Raw genomic sequence first — 16,037 nt, 5'->3', positions numbered from 1 at the left:
GCCCGTTTATGCAAGCTGCGTGGAGATAAAGGGATGACGGTGCAGGATGCGCGCAGCGTCAAAAAACATAAGATAAACAGATAGATACGGCGCGCGGCAAGCAAGAAAGTGCTTGCATCAGGTCGTCGAGGTCGTGCCGTGCTTGTACCGTGCCGGATAAGGCCGGCTCACATCGCTGTCTACAAAACGCCGTCTACAAGCGTCTGAAAACGCTGCTCGCAAAGCCGCTCATTGTTGCACCGTGTGGGCGGCATGACACATGGCATCACGCGTTTTGTACAGTTCGTACAATGCATTCAATGCATACAGTGCATTGGGCATAGTGCCCGTGCGTGCCATACATACCATACGGTACGTTAAGGAAAGCGTGTAAAAGGAGGAGGGCCTCAAGGGGGATTCGGGCTTGACGGGTCTGCATGCGAAGCAAACCGCCCGAAACGACCGACAGATCTTCATTTCGCGACGAGTGTAGAGACGACCGTCGCAGCAAGTGTAACTCCTTGCAAGAAGACAAGCAACAATACACAGCCTAAAACGCAGCCTCCCGAAAAGGGTTTCCCGACACGCATCCCATAGAAAAACTCCACCGTTTCTTGCCGTGACGGTCCCGGTACAGTACCCTGTCGGAATCCAATGCGGCACGGGAGATGCGGCATTTTATATCGTCGGGGCCGTGTAAGACAGTATAGTAAGACGGTATACGACGATATACGACGGCCGCGGGTCAATAGCGGCGGTCAAACAACGACCGCGCAGAGGCATTTGAGCAGCACGATGCTTCTTCGATCCCACCCGTATCTCCCACCAAGCGTTCATACCGTTGACCTCTACCGACCTGCATCGCTCCGTGACCGGCCCAGCTGACGCCCCTGCTGTGCTGCTTCTGCACGGCTGGGGCAGCTCCACCACCCACATGCAGCCGCTGGCCGACCGCCTGTCTGTTCGCTACCGCACCCACTGCATCGACCTGCCCGGCCATGGCCATTCGCCGCCGCCGCCCGAACCCTGGGGCGTGCCTGAGCACGCAGCCCTCGTGGCTGCATACATCGACAACGAAATAGATGACGGAACCGACGACGAAACCAACGCTCCGCTCCCGGTAATCGGGCACTCGAACGGCGGACGCATCGCGCTCTACATGGCCAGCCACGCGCCTTACACCGAGTACATCCGGCAGCTCGTGCTGCTTGCGCCCTCGGGTATCAAGCCATACCGGACGCTGTCTACACGGGTCAAGAGCACGGTTGCCCGTACGGTAAAAACGCCGTTTACGTGGCTGCCCGAGTCGCTGCAGGCGCCCGCCCTCGACTGGCTGCACCACTCGCTGCTCTGGCAGGCGCTGGGCTCGTCCGACTACAACGCCCTCTCAGGCGTAATGCGGGATACCTTCGTCCGTACCGTAACCCATCATCTCGATGATGACGTGCATCGCATCAACGTGCCCACGCTCGTCTTTCGGGGCGAGGACGATGCGGCGATCTCTGACCGGCAGGTGCAGTACCTGGTCGACCACATCCCGGATGCCGGGCGTGTAGACCTGCCGGGCGGACACTACGCGCATCTGCAGGCGCTGGACACCGTGGCCGCGGCCGTGCAGCACTTCCTGGCGCATCCCCACCCTGATCCCGACCCTGCCTCTTCGTAACCCGCGCACCTCGTAACCCACCCTCCTGGTCGTGTCTACCTTTTTCATCGGTCTCGGTATTCTGCTCACACTCGCTTTTGGCGGATGGCGCGCCTGGCGGCGGCTTCGCTTCTTCCTGCATATCTTTCAGCTGGAGACATATAAAATTGACCGCTACGTTAGCTGGTGCCAGAGCCCAGGTATGCGCCCGGTGTCGTTCGGGTGGTCGCACGTGGCCGGCGCCCTCGCGCTTGGCGGGGCCGGTGTAGCGTATGCAGCGGGCCTCCCGTGGGGGGCTGTCGGGGGACTCCTCGCGTGCTGGCCGCTGCTTTTTATCTCCTCACGCCGCTACCGCCGCGATGCCGAGAAGAAGCCGCTCGCTTTCACCGATCGCATGAGGCGCCTGTCCACCACGGCAGGCATGCTCATGACGCTGCTCGTAGGCGCGGGCGTGGGGCTCGGGTACGCGTGGGACGTACCCGGTGCTATCATAGGAGGGGTTGCGGGGCTCTTTCTGGCCGATCTGGGCGGACCGCTCTGGGTGGCGCTTGCAGCACTGATCATGACGCCCGTCGAAAATGCGATTCAGGAGGGATACAAACGTCAGGCGCGCACACGGCTCGACGAGCTCGACCATCTGCATGTCATTGGCATCACCGGGTCGTACGGCAAGACCAGCACCAAGCACATCGTGGCCGAACTGCTCGGGCAGTCCTACAACGTGCTGGCTACGCCCGGCTCCTACAACACGCCTATGGGCATCTGTATCGTCGTGAACGACAAGCTGCGCCCGGAGCATCAGGTGCTGGTGCTGGAGATGGGGATGCGCTACCCCGGCGACATCAAGGAGCTGTGCGACATCGCGACGCCCGACGCCAGCGTGGTGACCTCCGTCGGCATCGCCCACCTCGAAACGATGGGGTCGGTGGAGGCTATCGCTGAAGAGAAAGCCTCGATCATCGATCATACAGCCCGCGGCGGACCCGTTGTGCTGAATGCCGACAACGCCCATGTCGATGCGATGGCCGATCGGGCCGATGGGCCGGTGTGGCGGGTCTCTGCCGAGGGCAACCCGGATGCCGATATCGTGGCTACGGATGTCCGCTACAGCACGAACGGGCTCGCCTGCACCGTTCGCGATGAGGCCGGGCGTACCGCCGTCTTTGAGACGCGCCTGCTCGGCAAGCATAACGTCACCAACCTGCTGTTGGCCGTGGCGCTCGGGCGCTCCATGGGCATGCGCTTGCGGCAGATGGCCCACGCCGCGCGCCGCCTGCAGCCGGTGGAGCATCGCCTGAAGCTGCGCACCGAGAACGGCATCACCATTATCGACGACGCCTTCAACAGCAACCCGGTGGGCGCGCGCAACGCGGTCGACCTGCTCGGTGAGATCGAAGGCGGGCAGCGCTATATCGTTACGCCGGGTATGGTCGAGATGGGCGCGCAGGAAGACGAGGCCAACTATGCCCTCGGACAGCACATCGCCACGCGTAACGTGGATGGGGTCTACCTGGTAAGCGCTGCTCAGACCGAGGCGCTCCGGCAGGGACTCCAAGACGGAGGCTTCCCGGAAGACCGCATCCACACGCACGACACGCTCTTCGACGCGCAAGACGCGCTCACCACGCGCCTGAAGTCGGGCGATATCGTGCTCTACGAAAACGACCTGCCCGATCAGTACGAACCGGTCGGGGCGTAGGGGCAAGAAGCGGTAGCCAGAGCCATGGTTAAAGCCGTGGTTAGAGCCGTAGGCATCCCATTACAGCGGCCCAGCACTGCTGCAGCACGTGCATGTCCCTTCGCTCCGCGAACTTTTGCGAAAACGAGTGCGAAGCGTTCGCCTCTGCCCGAATCGCTTTGTAGCGTATGCATCCCCGCGGTGTTGCCGCCCGCCTCCCAATTGCTTCTACCACGCTACGCATCCCTCTGGATATGCCCGATATAGCTGATATGCTCGACAAAGAACGCGCGCTCTGGTCGTCTGGATACGAGGCCGTTGCCGGACTCGACGAGGCCGGGCGCGGCTGCCTGGCCGGGCCGGTTGTGGCGGCGGCGGTCATTCTGCCGAAGGATGCCGACCTGCCCATGGTAGCCGACAGCAAGACGCTCTCGGCGAAGAAGCGCATCGCCGCGCGTGAGGCGATCGAGGCCCAGGCGCAGAGCGTTGCGATCGGCATCTGCTCGCCGCAAGAGATCGACCGTCTGAACATCCTGCAGGCAGCGCTGCACGCCATGCGCCGGGCTACCGACGACTGCGTGCCCCGCCCCGACTACCTGCTCATCGACGGCAACAAAGCCTTCACCGATGCGCCGTGTCCGCACGAGACCGTTGTCAAAGGCGATGCCAGCAGCCTCTCGATTGCAGCCGCCTCGATCATCGCCAAGACCGAGCGCGATGCCATGATGCACGCGCTGCACGAAGAGCACCCCGAGTACGGGTGGGATACCAATGTCGGCTACCCCACCAAAGCCCACTACGCCGCGCTCGACGCCCACGGCATCACGTCGTACCACCGCCAGTCGTTCAAGCTCTCCCGCACGTAAACAGGTTCAGGGGGATGCAATGTCAGGGGGAAGCGATGCATCGCGGCTTCGAGATTGTTGCGTCCAGCTATGCAGGCAAAGCAGCGTTGTGCCTGCTGGTGCGGCCCGCGTTGGGGATGGATGCCCGTACTAAAACGTGTCCCGCGCGGGGAGAAGGCGCTCTTGGCCCGAGTAGATCTGACAGGTCTTTGGGGACCTGTCAGATCTTTACCTCACAACGAAAGCAAAGGAAGTGGCCCGCGCCACACAAGCGGGCTGATCCGTCTCATTTCACGTAGGCTACTCCTCAGGCCCCTCTACCACCTCAATCTCAATATCGACCACGCCCGCATCGATCATGTTCAGCGCTTCAGCGGCGCGGCGCGACAGGTCCAGGATGCGCTCCTGCTTCTGCGGACCACGGTCGTTGATCATGACGGTAACGGTATCTCCGGTAAAACGCCGCGTTACTTTCACGTACGTACCAAACGGCAGCGTGCGGTGCGAAGCCGTGAGCCGCTCCGGGTCGTACGGCTGTCCGCTGGCGGTGGGGCGTCCCTCCAAATACGCAGCGTAGTAACTCGCTTTGCCACTGGTGCGAAGCGTGTCGGACGATGACAGGTCAGGCGGCGCTTGCGCAAGCGCCGGGCCCGACGCCATGAACAGGCCGAGCGTCAGCAGCAGTACGGTAACAAGGGCGGGGCGGATCATAGCGGGCAAACAGAATGGATTCAGAAGGAGGCAGAGCGGTGCGCTTGGCAGGCGCGCCTATCAACATCGCCTCACCACGAGGTGGCGTTGCTGTCGGAGTCAGGGTCGGGTGCGCGTTCGGATGACGACCCGTTGAGCACCTCGATCTCCACCTCAGCGAGTCCGTCCTGCATCATGTTAATCTCGCGGGCGGCGCGCTGCGACAGGTCGATGATGCGTCCGCACACGAAGGGCCCCCGGTCGTTGATGCGCACGGTGACCTGCTCGCCGGTGTCGAGCCGCGTAACACGAACCATGGTGTCGAAGGGGAGCGTGCGGTGGGCGGCCGTCAGCTCGCTGTTGCGAAAGGTCTCGCCGTTGGCGGTGGTGCGGCCGTCGAACTTATCGGCATAGTAGCTGGCCATGCCGGTGTCGGTGGCGCCCGTACCGGTTCCCATAGGCGCAGCACCGGCGCACCCGGTCAGGGCAAGCAGAAAGACGGCAAGCAGGCCGAGGCGAACGGGGATGTGCAGCATAAGACGCATGAAGCAGAACAGACAGCAGAAAACAGGGCGCGAGCACGATACCGTAGGTCGTTGACATCACGCTAACATATGGCAACATATGACTTTGACACGCGCTCAGTCAAGCACCTCCAGGCGTACGTCAACTATGCCAGCGTGGATCATGTTCAGCGCTTCAGCGGCGCGGCGCGACAGGTCTACGATGCGTTCCTGCCTTTGCGGGCCGCGGTCGTTGATGCGCACGGTGACCTGGTCGCCCGTATCTACGCGGGTAACACGCACCATGGTGCCGAAGGGGAGCGTGCGATGCGCGGCCGTGAGCTTGCTGCCATCGTAGATCTCGCCGTTGGCAGTGGGATTGCCCTCCAGGCGGTCGGCATAGTAGCTGGCCTTGCCGTCGGCCTGCGGGTGCAGGTCGGACCCCGGCTGGGCGTTCATGCATCCGGTTAGGCTGAGCGCGGTCAGGCCAAGGATAAGCATTGCAACTGCATATCGGGCCGACGCACGCGCGGCGAAGGCTCGTGCGACGGGCGTGAAAGCGCGGATCGTGACAAAGCGCATAGAAGGACAGATATTGGATCGTGAACAGGTACGCGAGCGGCGCACAAGCGGTGCGCCTACAGAATATAACAGCCGTAATCACAAGGTGCCACCGGAGTTCGAGACGATCTGTCAAACGACCGCTGCGCTCCGAATCCGCAAACACCCACCCCTCATTGGCGTACTGTAATGTACATAGTTTCTGATAATGAACGCGGGTCGATATGGAACGTCGTGAGCTGGCCGTGGACGGCATGGACTGCGCTGGGTGCGCACGCAGCGTAGCGGGGGCGGTTGAGCAAGTTGAGGGTGTGCGGGATGCAGACGTGCGCCTCATGGCCGGAACGGTGGTCGTAGAGGCCGAGCCCGGCTCCTCGCCATGGGATGCTGTTACCGATACGATTACGCGGGCGGGGTATACCGTGTCTGATGCTGACTCGGACGCCGCCCGCCTGTCGACGGCGTCGCACACGCGCCGGTCGATGGGACTGCTTGCGGGGGTCGCGGCGGCGGTGCTGGCGATGGCAGTGCTGGGCCACGGACTCGGTATCTTTCACTGGATTGAGGAGACCGTGCCCTGGCCGCTGGGCGTGGCGGTGACGCTGGGGCTGGGGTATCCGGTCTTCAAGAAGGTGGCGGTAGCGGCGTGGGGCAAGCGCGTTATTGCGCACACGCTCATGGCTGTGGGCGTGGCCGCGGCGCTCGCGACGGGCGAGTGGGTCACGGCGCTGATCATCGTGATCTTTATGCGGCTGGGCGACCACGTAGAATCGTTCACGACGAACCGGGCGCGCGATGCGCTGCGTACGCTGGTGCACCAGGCGCCTCAGCAGGCGCGTGTAGAGCGAGGCGACGCCACCGAGCAGGTTATGATCGACCGCGTGCGCCCCGGCGATGTCGTGCAGGTGCGCCCGGGCGAGAAGATTCCGGTCGACGGCACGGTGCTCGGCGGGCATGCGACGATCAACCAGGCCGCGATCACCGGCGAGAGCATGCCGGTAGAGGCGCAGCCGGGCGACGCGGTGTTTGCCGCGACCGTAGCACAGGGCGGGCGCCTGCGCATCCGCGCTGAGGAGATCGGCGAGGATACGACGTTTGGGCGCGTGGTGCAGATGGTCGAGCAGGCCGAGGCGCACCGCGGACGCCTGCAGCAGTGGGCGGATCGGTTTTCGGGCTACTACCTGCCGTTTGTGGCGCTGGTAGCGGCCGCCACCTATCTGATTGGCGGCAGCATTATGGCGACGGTGGCGGTGCTGGTGGTAGCCTGCTCGTGCGCATTCGCGCTGGCTACGCCCGTGGCCATGCTGGCCGCAATCGGCACGTCGGCCCGGCAGGGGGTGCTTATTAAGGGCGGCCGGTACATCGAGGCGCTGGCCCAGGCGGATACGCTGCTGATCGACAAGACCGGCACGCTCACGCTGGGCGAGCCGCGCATCACCGAGGTGATGTGCACGAACGGCCGCCCCGAAGATGACCTGCTTCGCCTGGCCGCGTCGGCAGAGCAGCACTCCGAGCACCCGCTGGCAACGGCGGTGCGGCGCGAGGCCGCGCATCGCCAGGTGGATGTGCCCCCGCCTGCAGACTTCGAGGCAGTGCCCGGACATGGCGTGCGTGCCCGCGTAGATGGACAGCGCGTGGTGGTGGGCAATCCCAAACTGGTAGCGGGCACCGACGCCATCGGCACCCACCGGGCCGGACAGACACCCCTCTACGTTGAGGTCGATGGCGAGCTCGCGGGGGTCTTGTGGGCAGCGGATGCGGAGCGGGCCGGCGTGCATGCTGCGCTGCAGACGCTGCAGAGCCGCTTTGAGCATGTCGAGATGCTGACAGGCGACAACGAGGCGACTGCCGCCACGCTGGCAGAGCGCTTTGACGTGTCGTACCAGGCCGGGCTGCTACCCGACGACAAGATCGACGCTGTTCGGGCGCATCAGGAAGCCGGACGTACGGTGGTGATGATCGGCGACGGCGTAAACGATGCGCCTGCGCTGGCTCAGGCGGATGTGGGCATCGCGATGGGCACAGTCGGCACCGATGTAGCGATCGATGCTGCACATATCGTGCTGATGCGCGACGACTGGTCGCTTGTGCCTACGGTGATTGACACCGCCGACCGGGCGCTGGGCGTGGTAAAGAGCAATCTGATGCTGACGGCGGTCTACAACGTGCTGGCACTCGGAGTGGCAGCCGTCGGCTATCTGCCACCGGTGTTAGCCGCGGCGATGCACTCGATTCCTGATCTGGGGATCCTGGCGAACTCCTCGCGCCTGCTCCGCCGTGATGCAGCCCGTACCCCCGCTGCGCCCGTAGAGCCCTCAGAGCACGAGCATGCAGAGGGCCGTCCCGTGCATTCCGTAGGGCATGACCACGCGGGCCATGACCACAGGTAGGAGGGAGGTCTGTAGTAGATGGATCTTACTGCGCATGGCCTAACTAACGCGGTGTGCACGTTTTCCATTATCCTTGTGGACGCCCATCCCCCTTTGTCGCTCCGCGACATTTCCCCCTTCGCGAAGGGGGAACCCCCGAACCGCGTACGAGAAGGGGGGATGTCAGGACGGCGTATTCGGTCCCAAGCCCATCAGCAACGGAAAAAAGAAACCGGCACATGCCGTTAACTAACGCGTGGCCTAACCACACAGGGCGCAGCGTTGCATCTGGCAGACACCATCCACCGCGCAGCCGGTCTATGCTCAGCATGACCGTCTGGGAGAGCCTTCCTTCGTCTGTGCCGGCATGTCTCGACCCCATCGCTGCCTGCGCCGCAGCAACTGCAACGGAACGTCGACAAAGCGGGTACCAATGGACCGCTTGTTCTGGCACGAGCGTTTACAGCTTGTACTTTCTTTCACAAACAGCGTCTTTTGCTTATGTCCTGGATTCGCAGCACGCTTTCGCATCCGACCACGCGCTGGGTTGCGGGAGGACTCCTCGCACTGGGCGGCTGGGCGTTCTACCAGAGCACCGAGGCGCAGGCCCAGCAGGGGCCATCGGTACCGGATACGGCCTCTACTGCGCCGGCTGCTAATGCAGACGATACAATGTCTGCCGACTCGGTGCAGACGGAGCCGGTGATGGAGCCCGCCTCGCACGATGGGGCGCCCTACCGCGAGCCTGTACGGGCAGGAAGCGCCTCCGCGGACCGTACGGAGGCGCTGGTGCAGCGTCGCCTGCAGGCTGAGCGCAACCACCTCTGGCGCGTAGCCGCCTGGGGCGGGGCGAACGTAATCGGGGGGCTGGCCCTTGCAGCAACACACGACCGCACCGATCAGTCCGATTGGTGGGGCTTTGCCACGCAGTCGGCGGCCTGGGGCGCGGTGAACGTCGGCATTGCTACGGTGGGACTGCTGGGCTCGCGCGACGTGCCGAGCACCCGCCGCGCTGCGTTCGATGCTGAGCGCACCTACCACGACATCCTGCTGGTGAACATGGGGCTGAACGTTGGTTACTCCGCCGTTGGAAGCGCCATGGTCATTGCCAGCTACAACGGAGTCGACAGCGCCTCGTCGTGGCGCGGGCATGGCACGGCGCTCATCCTACAGGGGGCCGGTCTCCTGCTGCTGGATACGATCGCCTGGGCCGGGTCGCGCACGCGGCTGACCGACCTGCTCGACCTGCCGGGATCGCTATCTGCTCAGGTTGCCCCCACTGGCGCGTCTGTGACGTGGCGCCTGTAAGGAGGCATATCTTGCATAGCATAACATCTGCATAGCCCAACGCCCGTATAGCATAACACCTGCATAGCATGACGGCTACGCCACGGCTGGGCGAGGGCCTGTGCTGGTTGCAAAAGGATGTGCGTTCACGTCTTATCTTGTGCTCGGCAGACGCAGGCTCCTCTTACGTCTCTATGCGGAGAAAACGACCATGCATGCACAGGGAAAAGCACATAGCGATCTGTCGTGTAGAGGCGTTCTTGGAAAGCGCTTCGAGATCGTGATTATCCATGCAAGCGTGCTGCTACGCTGCGCCGGCAAGCAGAGACGGAGTGCGGAGAAAGAACTACGGGGTACGCGGTATGCCGGTCATAGAAAGAGCGCGCCCCGCATCCTCCCGAATCTCCATAGATCCGGTCTTTCGCTTAAGCCGTTAGAAAAGAGCGAATTGCGAAACTCGTGCAGCTTTTGTATATGTTTGTATACGTAGTGTAAAGAACTATCGCATTTGTTTCACCAGACGCCAACGTGTGCTATGTACGATGCAATTTTGTATCCAACCGATGGAAGCGCAGGAGCAGAGGCCGTTCTGGCGCACTGCCGTACGCTGGCAGAGACCTACGACGCGACCGTGCACGTGCTCTACGTTGCGGAGCGACAGCCGCACGGACTGGGTACCGACCCCGAGGTGAAGAGCCACGGCGGGATGGTCGGCGACCCGAAAGGCGGAGGCCCCGGTATGGTGGGGATCCGGAAGAAAAGCGAAGAGGTCCTCACAAGTATTCAGGAGTACGGGAAAGAGCTCGTTGACTATGTTGCGAACCAGCTTGGTGATGTGCAGGTAGCGGCAGAAGTCAGGCAGGGCAATCCGTACAAGGTCATCCTCGACTACGCAGAAAAACACGACATCGACCTGATCGTGATGGGCACCCACGGCCGCACCGGACTCGACCGGTACCTGATCGGGAGCGTAACGGAGAAGGTCGTGCGGATGTCGGATGTGCCTGTTCTAACGGTGCGCCGGAAGGATGAATAGTAAAGAGCGGCCATGAGCAGTCGTTCTTGCAGTAAAGGCATGCTTGCGGCGTTGAGGCATATGCGCCTGATTCTGGCAGAAACGCCCGTGGCGGGAGAGACGTTCTGTCTCCCGGTCAGCGGCGCGTTTCCGCTACGGGTATGAAACGGCTCCTTTAGTTTCCAACATGTCAGTTTACAATATATCAGGTTATAACGTATCAGGACAATACCTGGCATCTGCCAGATAACGGCGACGGCGAAGCTCGAAGACAGAGGGGGTTTGTGGCTCCGACGATGTCGGCCACATGACAATCACGTACCATTGAACCGCTCCCAATTGGTTGTGTATCCGGGCCTGACATCGTATAATATTGAGGAGATCGATAGAAAACAGAGCCGGGCGGTGCAATGAACAATCATTTTCGAGCTATTTGTCTCGCATCCATACTTCTTCTCTGCACCCTGCCTACCCCGTCGGATGCCCAGTCGTGGCCGACTCTTACGGCGGATCGCTGGGAAAACATGTCTGTGCAGGAGCTGAACACGCTGCTTGAGCGGAACGACATTGAGGCGCGCACAGAGGGTACGTTTTTCCCGGGAAGCACGCCGCTGATGCATGCGGCCCGATACAGCAGCACCGATGTGATTCGTGCCCTGCTCGACGCAGGAGCCGACGTAAACGCACAGCAAGAGCAAGGGTATACCCCACTGCTACTCGCCGCATGGAGCACTACCGATCCGGAGCGCATCCGGCTTCTGCTCGAACATGGAGCCGACGTGACCGCCGTCAACCAGTCTGGGTCCACGGCTGCGATGATGACGCTCTGGGAGAAAGAAGGGGTGCCCCCTACGCTACCGGTGCTTATGGAGTATGGAGCGGATCTTACCGTTCGTGGTGACTTCGACAACTCCATTGTTCACGAAGCCGTACAACACAATGGGAGTCCAGAAACGCTGCGCTGGCTCCAGAAGCAAGGCTTTGTGATCGACCCAGATTACGAAGACACCGCGATGCTCCTCCAGATGGCTGCTCGGTTTGGCGACCATGCGGACGTCGTTCGCTTTCTGATCGAGGATCTTGGGTACGACCCCAATGGCACCTCCGACTGGCACAGCCGCCCTCCGCTCTGGCTGGCCCAGCACAACGTAGGGGGAACCGAGGCGCAGAAGGAAGCGATCCGCGACGTGCTGCGTGCACACGGGGCCACCAAAGACGGGGAGAGCGGTGCCACACCCGCCCCCGACGAGCCGGCACCAGCTCCTGTACAACGCGAGATCTCCCTTTCAGAATCCACCGTAGCGCCGGGGCAGACCATCGCTGTCCACTTCAGTGGCGCCGAGCATGCGCGCGACTGGATCGGCATCTACGCGCCAGACGTGCAGCCAACGGGCGATCCGCCTTCTGCAGCGTGGCTGTACGTAAATGGACGCCAGTCGGCTGGAAATTATTCTTCCAGTGGTACAGTCCGCTTCACCAACCACGGGTTAGATTCCGGTAGCTACAGGGTATGGTTTCTGTCCGACAACGGGTACGAACCGCTCACCGATCCTATCGAACTTGTCGTTGCCGCACCCGAAGAGCAGCCCGAAGAGCAGCCCGCGCCCGAAGAGCAACCCGCACCCGAAGAGCAGATCGAGCTAACGCTGTCGGCCTCAACCATTACCCAGGATGAGGCGCTCACGGTAACGTTTTCGGGGGCTATGCATGCACGCGACTGGATTGGAATCTACAAGGCAGGGGGAGATCCCGGTCCTCATCTCCCGCTGCCAGCCTGGCTCTACGTGAACGGAAGCCGCTCTGCCGGACAGCCCATTGCCAGTGGCAGCGTTCAGTTCTCGGGATACGAGTTGCCGCCGGGGGATTACGAAGCCTGGTTGCTGGCTGACAACGGATATGAGACGCTAACAGGACCGGTGCCCTTTTCCGTTACGGTTTCGGACTCGGGGGCCGATGATCCTGCTATGCCGCCAGACGGGCCGAATCGTGAGCCCGAACTTCTCGTTCTTATAAACGAAGCCCGCAGCCAGGGGCGCATGTGTGGGAACGATTATCTTGAGGCAGCAGCGCCGGTCGCCTGGGATGACGACCTGGAAGCCGCGGCCCTTGTCCACTCGAATGACATGGCCGAGAACGTCTTTCGGGGGCACACCGGAAGCGATGGGTCGTCAGCACATGAGCGCATACAGCGGCAGACCGACAGCTTTTCGTGGACGGGAGAGGTTCTTTCTTACTTTTATCCCACACTCGAATCGGCTGTAGAGGGGTGGCTCCGCAGCCCGGGGCACTGCCGCATCATAATGGGCGACCGGTACACGCACATGGGCGGAGCCATCGACCACGGGCCGCGCTTCGACAATCCCAGCCGCGAGGGCCCGTACCGCACGGCGGTTTTTGGTGGGCCGCCCGGTTCGTGAGGGGAGCGGGCCCTGGCAGGAATTAGAGCAATTCGACGCCGGTGCCGACTTTCAGGACTTGCTCGCCGGTGGCTACCATAGGCAGGCGGCGCATCCGCCAGACGATGCCGCTTGCGGGGGCCTCGACGACGTCTTTGACCGCGCCGAACACATCGGTTACGGAAAAGAGACGGTCGCCGGGCTCTACGCGATCGCCGAGGTCAACCGCGAGGTCAATCAGGCCGCCCCGAGAGGCATACACTTCTTCGAATCCGGTAGCACAGATCTGCGCATACGGAACGGTGGGCTGGCCGTCGGTGAAGCCGTAGTGGGCAAGGACGTTGCGCACGCCCTGCACGCCCACGTCGATAGACGTTGCGTCCCATCCGACGGTGCCGCCCAGTTCGGGATCGATTAGCGGGATGCCATCGTCGGGCGCGGCACGTGCGAGCTGTCCGTCAGGCCCCTTTTCGTCGAGGATATACTTCGTACCGAATACGCGGGCGAGTTCGAAGCACCTTGCATGCAAGCGATGGTCGGGTCCGCATCGCACGCGCACCTCGTTGAGCATGCGCTTGGTGCCGCCCTGGTGCAGGTCGATGCCCAGGTCGGCGCGCTGCACGCCGTGCTCGTAGACGAGATGAGCCAGCCGCTCGCTGCTGGAGCCGTTGGGGTCGCCCGGAAACGCACGGTTGAGCTTGGTGTCGTCGATCGGATTGCGATGCTGGGCACGTTGAAAGCCGTGGTAGTTGAGAATGCCCACAACGAGAATCTGTCCCGCCATTTCGTTAGGCGACAGCTGCTTCATCACCTCGCGGACGACCGCCAGCCCGTTCAGCTCATCGCCATCGCTCCCCGCCTGAATGTACAGCGTGGGTCCGTCATCGACCCCGTTTACAGCAGCCACCGGAAGGCCAAAAGCCGCGCCGTCGCGCGTCTCGCCAGCGTGCAGGAGGCCGGTGTCCATCTCTCCAGGCGCGGCCTGTGCGGTTCCAAACTCAAGCATCGGGTTGTGTCTGTGTTCATGCATAGAAAACAACACGATCGAAACAAGAGCATCCCAGAGCACGATTCCGAAAGAATGGGAAAAGCGTGGTGTGTTCTGGGTAGAGATCTGCCCCCCCTCACGACCTCGGCTCCTTGCGGATCTCGTCGAAGGTCATCTCGATGATGCGGGGATCGATGCCGTTGTAGATGGCGCTCATGAACTGCATGGTACGCTGGGCGGCCTCTTCGAAGACGAAGTGGGGCGAGGCAAACTCGCAGCGCACAAAATTAGGCGCGATGCCGCCACGATAGACGAACGTGCAGGTGTCAAACTCACAGTCCTCGAAATGCTTGCCATCAACGTCGATATGGGTGCCGTGAAAGCGCTTGCCCTCCACGGGCTCGCGTTCGGAATCGGAATGGCCGTTTTGTGTGCTCATGGCGCGCTCTTAGAATGATGAGGATACATCCGGAATCAGGCAGCGTCCGTTGCCTGCTTACGTGCGGCCGCTGCGTTATTGGATACGGAAACGGGCTCTGCAGACGAACGTTGCGTGTCTTTGGCAAAGGACGTCTACGATCACGTGAGGCGCATCCAGCCAAGTTCATACAAACGAGAGGCCCTCTGTCGTGCCTGAATCGCCCCGCAAGATCATTCATCTGGATATGGACGCGTTCTATGCGTCTATCGAGCAGCGCGACCATCCCAACCGGTACGCGGGCCAGCCGATTGCCGTGGGAGGACGTCCGCCCCGGGGCGTGGTGATGACCGCCAGCTACGAAGCGCGTCCGTACGGAATCCACTCGGCCCAGCCGTCTGTGGAGGCGGCCCGCCGGTGCCCCGACCTGATCTTTGTGCCGCCGCGCATGGACGTCTACAAAGATGAGTCGCGCGCCATCCGTCAGATCCTTCGGCGCTACACCGATCTCATCGAGCCCGTCTCGCTTGATGAAGCATATCTCGACGTAACAAATCCTAAGCAGGGGCCGCCCTCGGGCACCCTCATCGCGCAGGCCATCCGCAAGGCACTGCGCACCGAGCGGGGCCTGACCGCTTCGGCAGGCGTAGCTCCCAACAAGTTTGTCGCCAAAGTGGCTTCTGACTGGGAGAAGCCCGATGGCTGCACGGTGGTGCGGCCCGGCGAAATGCCGTCGTTTATCGCGCAGCTTCCCATCGAGACGTTCCGCGGCGTAGGGCCGGTAACGACCGAGGCCATGACGGCGATGGGCATCCACACCGGGGCCGATCTGCAGCAGGTGCCCGAGCGAGAGCTGGTGCAGCGTTTCGGGAAGCGCGGACGGTGGTTTGCGGCGATGGCCCGAGGCGACGACACGCGGCCGGTACGTCCGAACCGGGAGCGGAAGTCCGTTGGCGCAGAGCGGACGTTCTCTACCGACCTCGCCGACCCCGACGCGATGCTGCGCCGCCTGGAGCCGATCGCGGAGCGCGTGGCCCAGCGGCTTCGTCGCGCCGAGCGCCAGGGCCGCACGGTTACGCTGAAGATGAAGACCCACCGGCATGAGGTCCTGACGCGGCAGACCACGCTGCAGCGTCCGGTCGCCTCCGCCGAGGTGCTCATGCAGTGGGCCGAACGCCTTCTCCTGGAGCCCCAGCCCCCGGCAGCGCCGCTTCGGCTCCTGGGCCTGACCGTCTCGTCGCTGCTGCCTGAAGACCAGGCCGGCGTACAGCTGGAACTGGCGTTCTCGTGAAAGGTGCAGGGGAATCCCCGTGGAGCTATCCGCACGAACCTGCACGCCAATCGCGCGGTCGCCTACGAGCCGAAGAGGCCCCGCTGTGTCAGATGCAGTCGATACCCGCAACGCGTCTCCTCTTTTTCAGGAGGGGCAGGTGAATGCGGTGCGTCCATCGCGGGCGCCAACGCTTTTCGCGATCTCTCCGACAGTCGCCCGATGCCTGCAGAAGATCTGGGTCCATACCAGCGGGCACCGATGCATTGCAGGCAATAAATCGCGTTACACGATACATGCGAATCAGGGGTTGAGCGCGAGGATGAGCACGGCAGCAGTAAGCCGTCCGAAGACATGAACAAGCAAACCGGAGTAGGAACGCACCTTTGAGGC

13 protein-coding genes are annotated in these 16,037 nt (G+C 62.6%); 8 read left to right on the top strand and 5 right to left on the bottom strand.

The features are described 5' to 3' along the window. Window positions 1-820: 820 nt before the first annotated feature. The 3 genes from PPP56_RS07085 to rnhB all read left to right on the top strand — a co-directional run bounded on the left by PPP56_RS07085 (window position 821) and on the right by rnhB (window position 4,168). Window positions 821-1,645, top strand: a complete 825-nt coding sequence (locus tag PPP56_RS07085; protein WP_353563338.1) for an alpha/beta fold hydrolase — start codon at window positions 821-823, stop codon at window positions 1,643-1,645. Window positions 1,646-1,676: 31 nt separating this feature from the next. Beyond that, window positions 1,677-3,323: a UDP-N-acetylmuramoyl-tripeptide--D-alanyl-D-alanine ligase gene (locus tag PPP56_RS07080; RefSeq protein ID WP_353563337.1), complete on the top strand. Its 1,647-nt coding sequence runs from the start codon at window positions 1,677-1,679 to the stop codon at window positions 3,321-3,323. Between the two features lie 251 nt (window positions 3,324-3,574). Next, window positions 3,575-4,168, top strand: coding sequence for a ribonuclease HII (gene rnhB / locus PPP56_RS07075; RefSeq protein WP_353563352.1), 594 nt, complete (start codon window positions 3,575-3,577; stop codon window positions 4,166-4,168). Between the two features lie 279 nt (window positions 4,169-4,447). Here rnhB and PPP56_RS07070 read toward each other — a convergent pair whose 3' ends face one another. The 3 genes from PPP56_RS07070 to PPP56_RS07060 all read right to left on the bottom strand — a co-directional run bounded on the left by PPP56_RS07070 (window position 4,448) and on the right by PPP56_RS07060 (window position 5,922). Further along, a complete protein-coding gene (locus PPP56_RS07070; RefSeq protein WP_353563336.1) occupies window positions 4,448-4,858 on the bottom strand; it encodes a septal ring lytic transglycosylase RlpA family protein in 411 nt (136 codons plus the stop codon). A 71-nt stretch (window positions 4,859-4,929) separates the two neighbouring features. Continuing rightward, on the bottom strand, window positions 4,930-5,382 hold the full coding sequence (locus PPP56_RS07065; protein WP_353563335.1) for a septal ring lytic transglycosylase RlpA family protein: 453 nt from the start codon (window positions 5,380-5,382) through the stop codon (window positions 4,930-4,932). 96 nt (window positions 5,383-5,478) lie between these two features. Further along, the gene (locus tag PPP56_RS07060; protein ID WP_353563334.1) at window positions 5,479-5,922 is read right to left on the bottom strand and encodes a septal ring lytic transglycosylase RlpA family protein; all 444 of its coding nucleotides are present in this window, start codon (window positions 5,920-5,922) and stop codon (window positions 5,479-5,481) included. A gap of 203 nt (window positions 5,923-6,125) precedes the next feature. Between PPP56_RS07060 and PPP56_RS07055 the strand changes: the two genes are divergently transcribed. From PPP56_RS07055 to PPP56_RS07040, 4 genes are all read left to right on the top strand, one after another. Next, window positions 6,126-8,291 carry a heavy metal translocating P-type ATPase gene (locus PPP56_RS07055; RefSeq protein ID WP_353563333.1) on the top strand — a complete coding sequence of 722 codons (2,166 nt, stop codon included), beginning with the start codon at window positions 6,126-6,128 and terminating at the stop codon, window positions 8,289-8,291. 480 nt (window positions 8,292-8,771) lie between these two features. Next, window positions 8,772-9,578 carry a DUF6992 family protein gene (locus PPP56_RS07050; RefSeq protein WP_353563332.1) on the top strand — a complete coding sequence of 269 codons (807 nt, stop codon included), beginning with the start codon at window positions 8,772-8,774 and terminating at the stop codon, window positions 9,576-9,578. 514 nt (window positions 9,579-10,092) lie between these two features. After that, complete coding sequence (locus PPP56_RS07045) at window positions 10,093-10,593, top strand: universal stress protein (RefSeq protein WP_353563331.1); 501 nt, start codon at window positions 10,093-10,095, stop codon at window positions 10,591-10,593. Window positions 10,594-11,096: 503 nt separating this feature from the next. Next, window positions 11,097-12,989 (top strand): ankyrin repeat domain-containing protein, encoded by a 1,893-nt coding sequence (locus tag PPP56_RS07040; protein WP_353563330.1) that lies wholly within the window; start codon window positions 11,097-11,099, stop codon window positions 12,987-12,989. Window positions 12,990-13,011: 22 nt separating this feature from the next. On the opposite strand, the gene PPP56_RS07035 is transcribed toward PPP56_RS07040, so the two are convergent. Continuing rightward, a complete protein-coding gene (locus tag PPP56_RS07035; RefSeq protein WP_353563351.1) occupies window positions 13,012-13,974 on the bottom strand; it encodes a succinylglutamate desuccinylase/aspartoacylase family protein in 963 nt (320 codons plus the stop codon). Between the two features lie 118 nt (window positions 13,975-14,092). Beyond that, window positions 14,093-14,395 (bottom strand): hypothetical protein, encoded by a 303-nt coding sequence (locus PPP56_RS07030; protein ID WP_353563329.1) that lies wholly within the window; start codon window positions 14,393-14,395, stop codon window positions 14,093-14,095. 190 nt (window positions 14,396-14,585) lie between these two features. Here PPP56_RS07030 and dinB point away from each other — a divergent pair, with 190 nt between their 5' ends. Beyond that, window positions 14,586-15,665 carry a DNA polymerase IV gene (gene dinB / locus PPP56_RS07025; protein ID WP_353563328.1) on the top strand — a complete coding sequence of 360 codons (1,080 nt, stop codon included), beginning with the start codon at window positions 14,586-14,588 and terminating at the stop codon, window positions 15,663-15,665. Window positions 15,666-16,037: the final 372 nt, after the last annotated feature.

This window comes from Longimonas sp., assembly GCF_040409695.1.
Classification (GTDB): Bacteria; Bacteroidota; Rhodothermia; order Rhodothermales; family Salinibacteraceae; genus Longimonas.
The sequence above is the reverse complement of the archived record's forward strand: the minus strand, read 5'-3'. Positions and strand labels throughout refer to the sequence as shown.

What these genes read in the sequence shown, in the direction of transcription:
- rnhB (WP_353563352.1), top strand. Translation starts at nt 3,575, where the DNA reads ATGCTCGACAAAGAACGCGCGCTCTGGTCGTCTGGATACGAGGCCGTT.
- PPP56_RS07035 (WP_353563351.1), bottom strand. Translation starts at nt 13,974, where the DNA reads ATGCTTGAGTTTGGAACCGCACAGGCCGCGCCTGGAGAGATGGACACC.
- PPP56_RS07050 (WP_353563332.1), top strand. Translation starts at nt 8,772, where the DNA reads ATGTCCTGGATTCGCAGCACGCTTTCGCATCCGACCACGCGCTGGGTT.
- PPP56_RS07040 (WP_353563330.1), top strand. Translation starts at nt 11,097, where the DNA reads ATGTCTGTGCAGGAGCTGAACACGCTGCTTGAGCGGAACGACATTGAG.
- PPP56_RS07030 (WP_353563329.1), bottom strand. Translation starts at nt 14,395, where the DNA reads ATGAGCACACAAAACGGCCATTCCGATTCCGAACGCGAGCCCGTGGAG.
- PPP56_RS07055 (WP_353563333.1), top strand. Translation starts at nt 6,126, where the DNA reads ATGGAACGTCGTGAGCTGGCCGTGGACGGCATGGACTGCGCTGGGTGC.
- PPP56_RS07045 (WP_353563331.1), top strand. Translation starts at nt 10,093, where the DNA reads ATGTACGATGCAATTTTGTATCCAACCGATGGAAGCGCAGGAGCAGAG.
- PPP56_RS07070 (WP_353563336.1), bottom strand. Translation starts at nt 4,858, where the DNA reads ATGATCCGCCCCGCCCTTGTTACCGTACTGCTGCTGACGCTCGGCCTG.
- PPP56_RS07060 (WP_353563334.1), bottom strand. Translation starts at nt 5,922, where the DNA reads ATGCGCTTTGTCACGATCCGCGCTTTCACGCCCGTCGCACGAGCCTTC.
- PPP56_RS07065 (WP_353563335.1), bottom strand. Translation starts at nt 5,382, where the DNA reads ATGCGTCTTATGCTGCACATCCCCGTTCGCCTCGGCCTGCTTGCCGTC.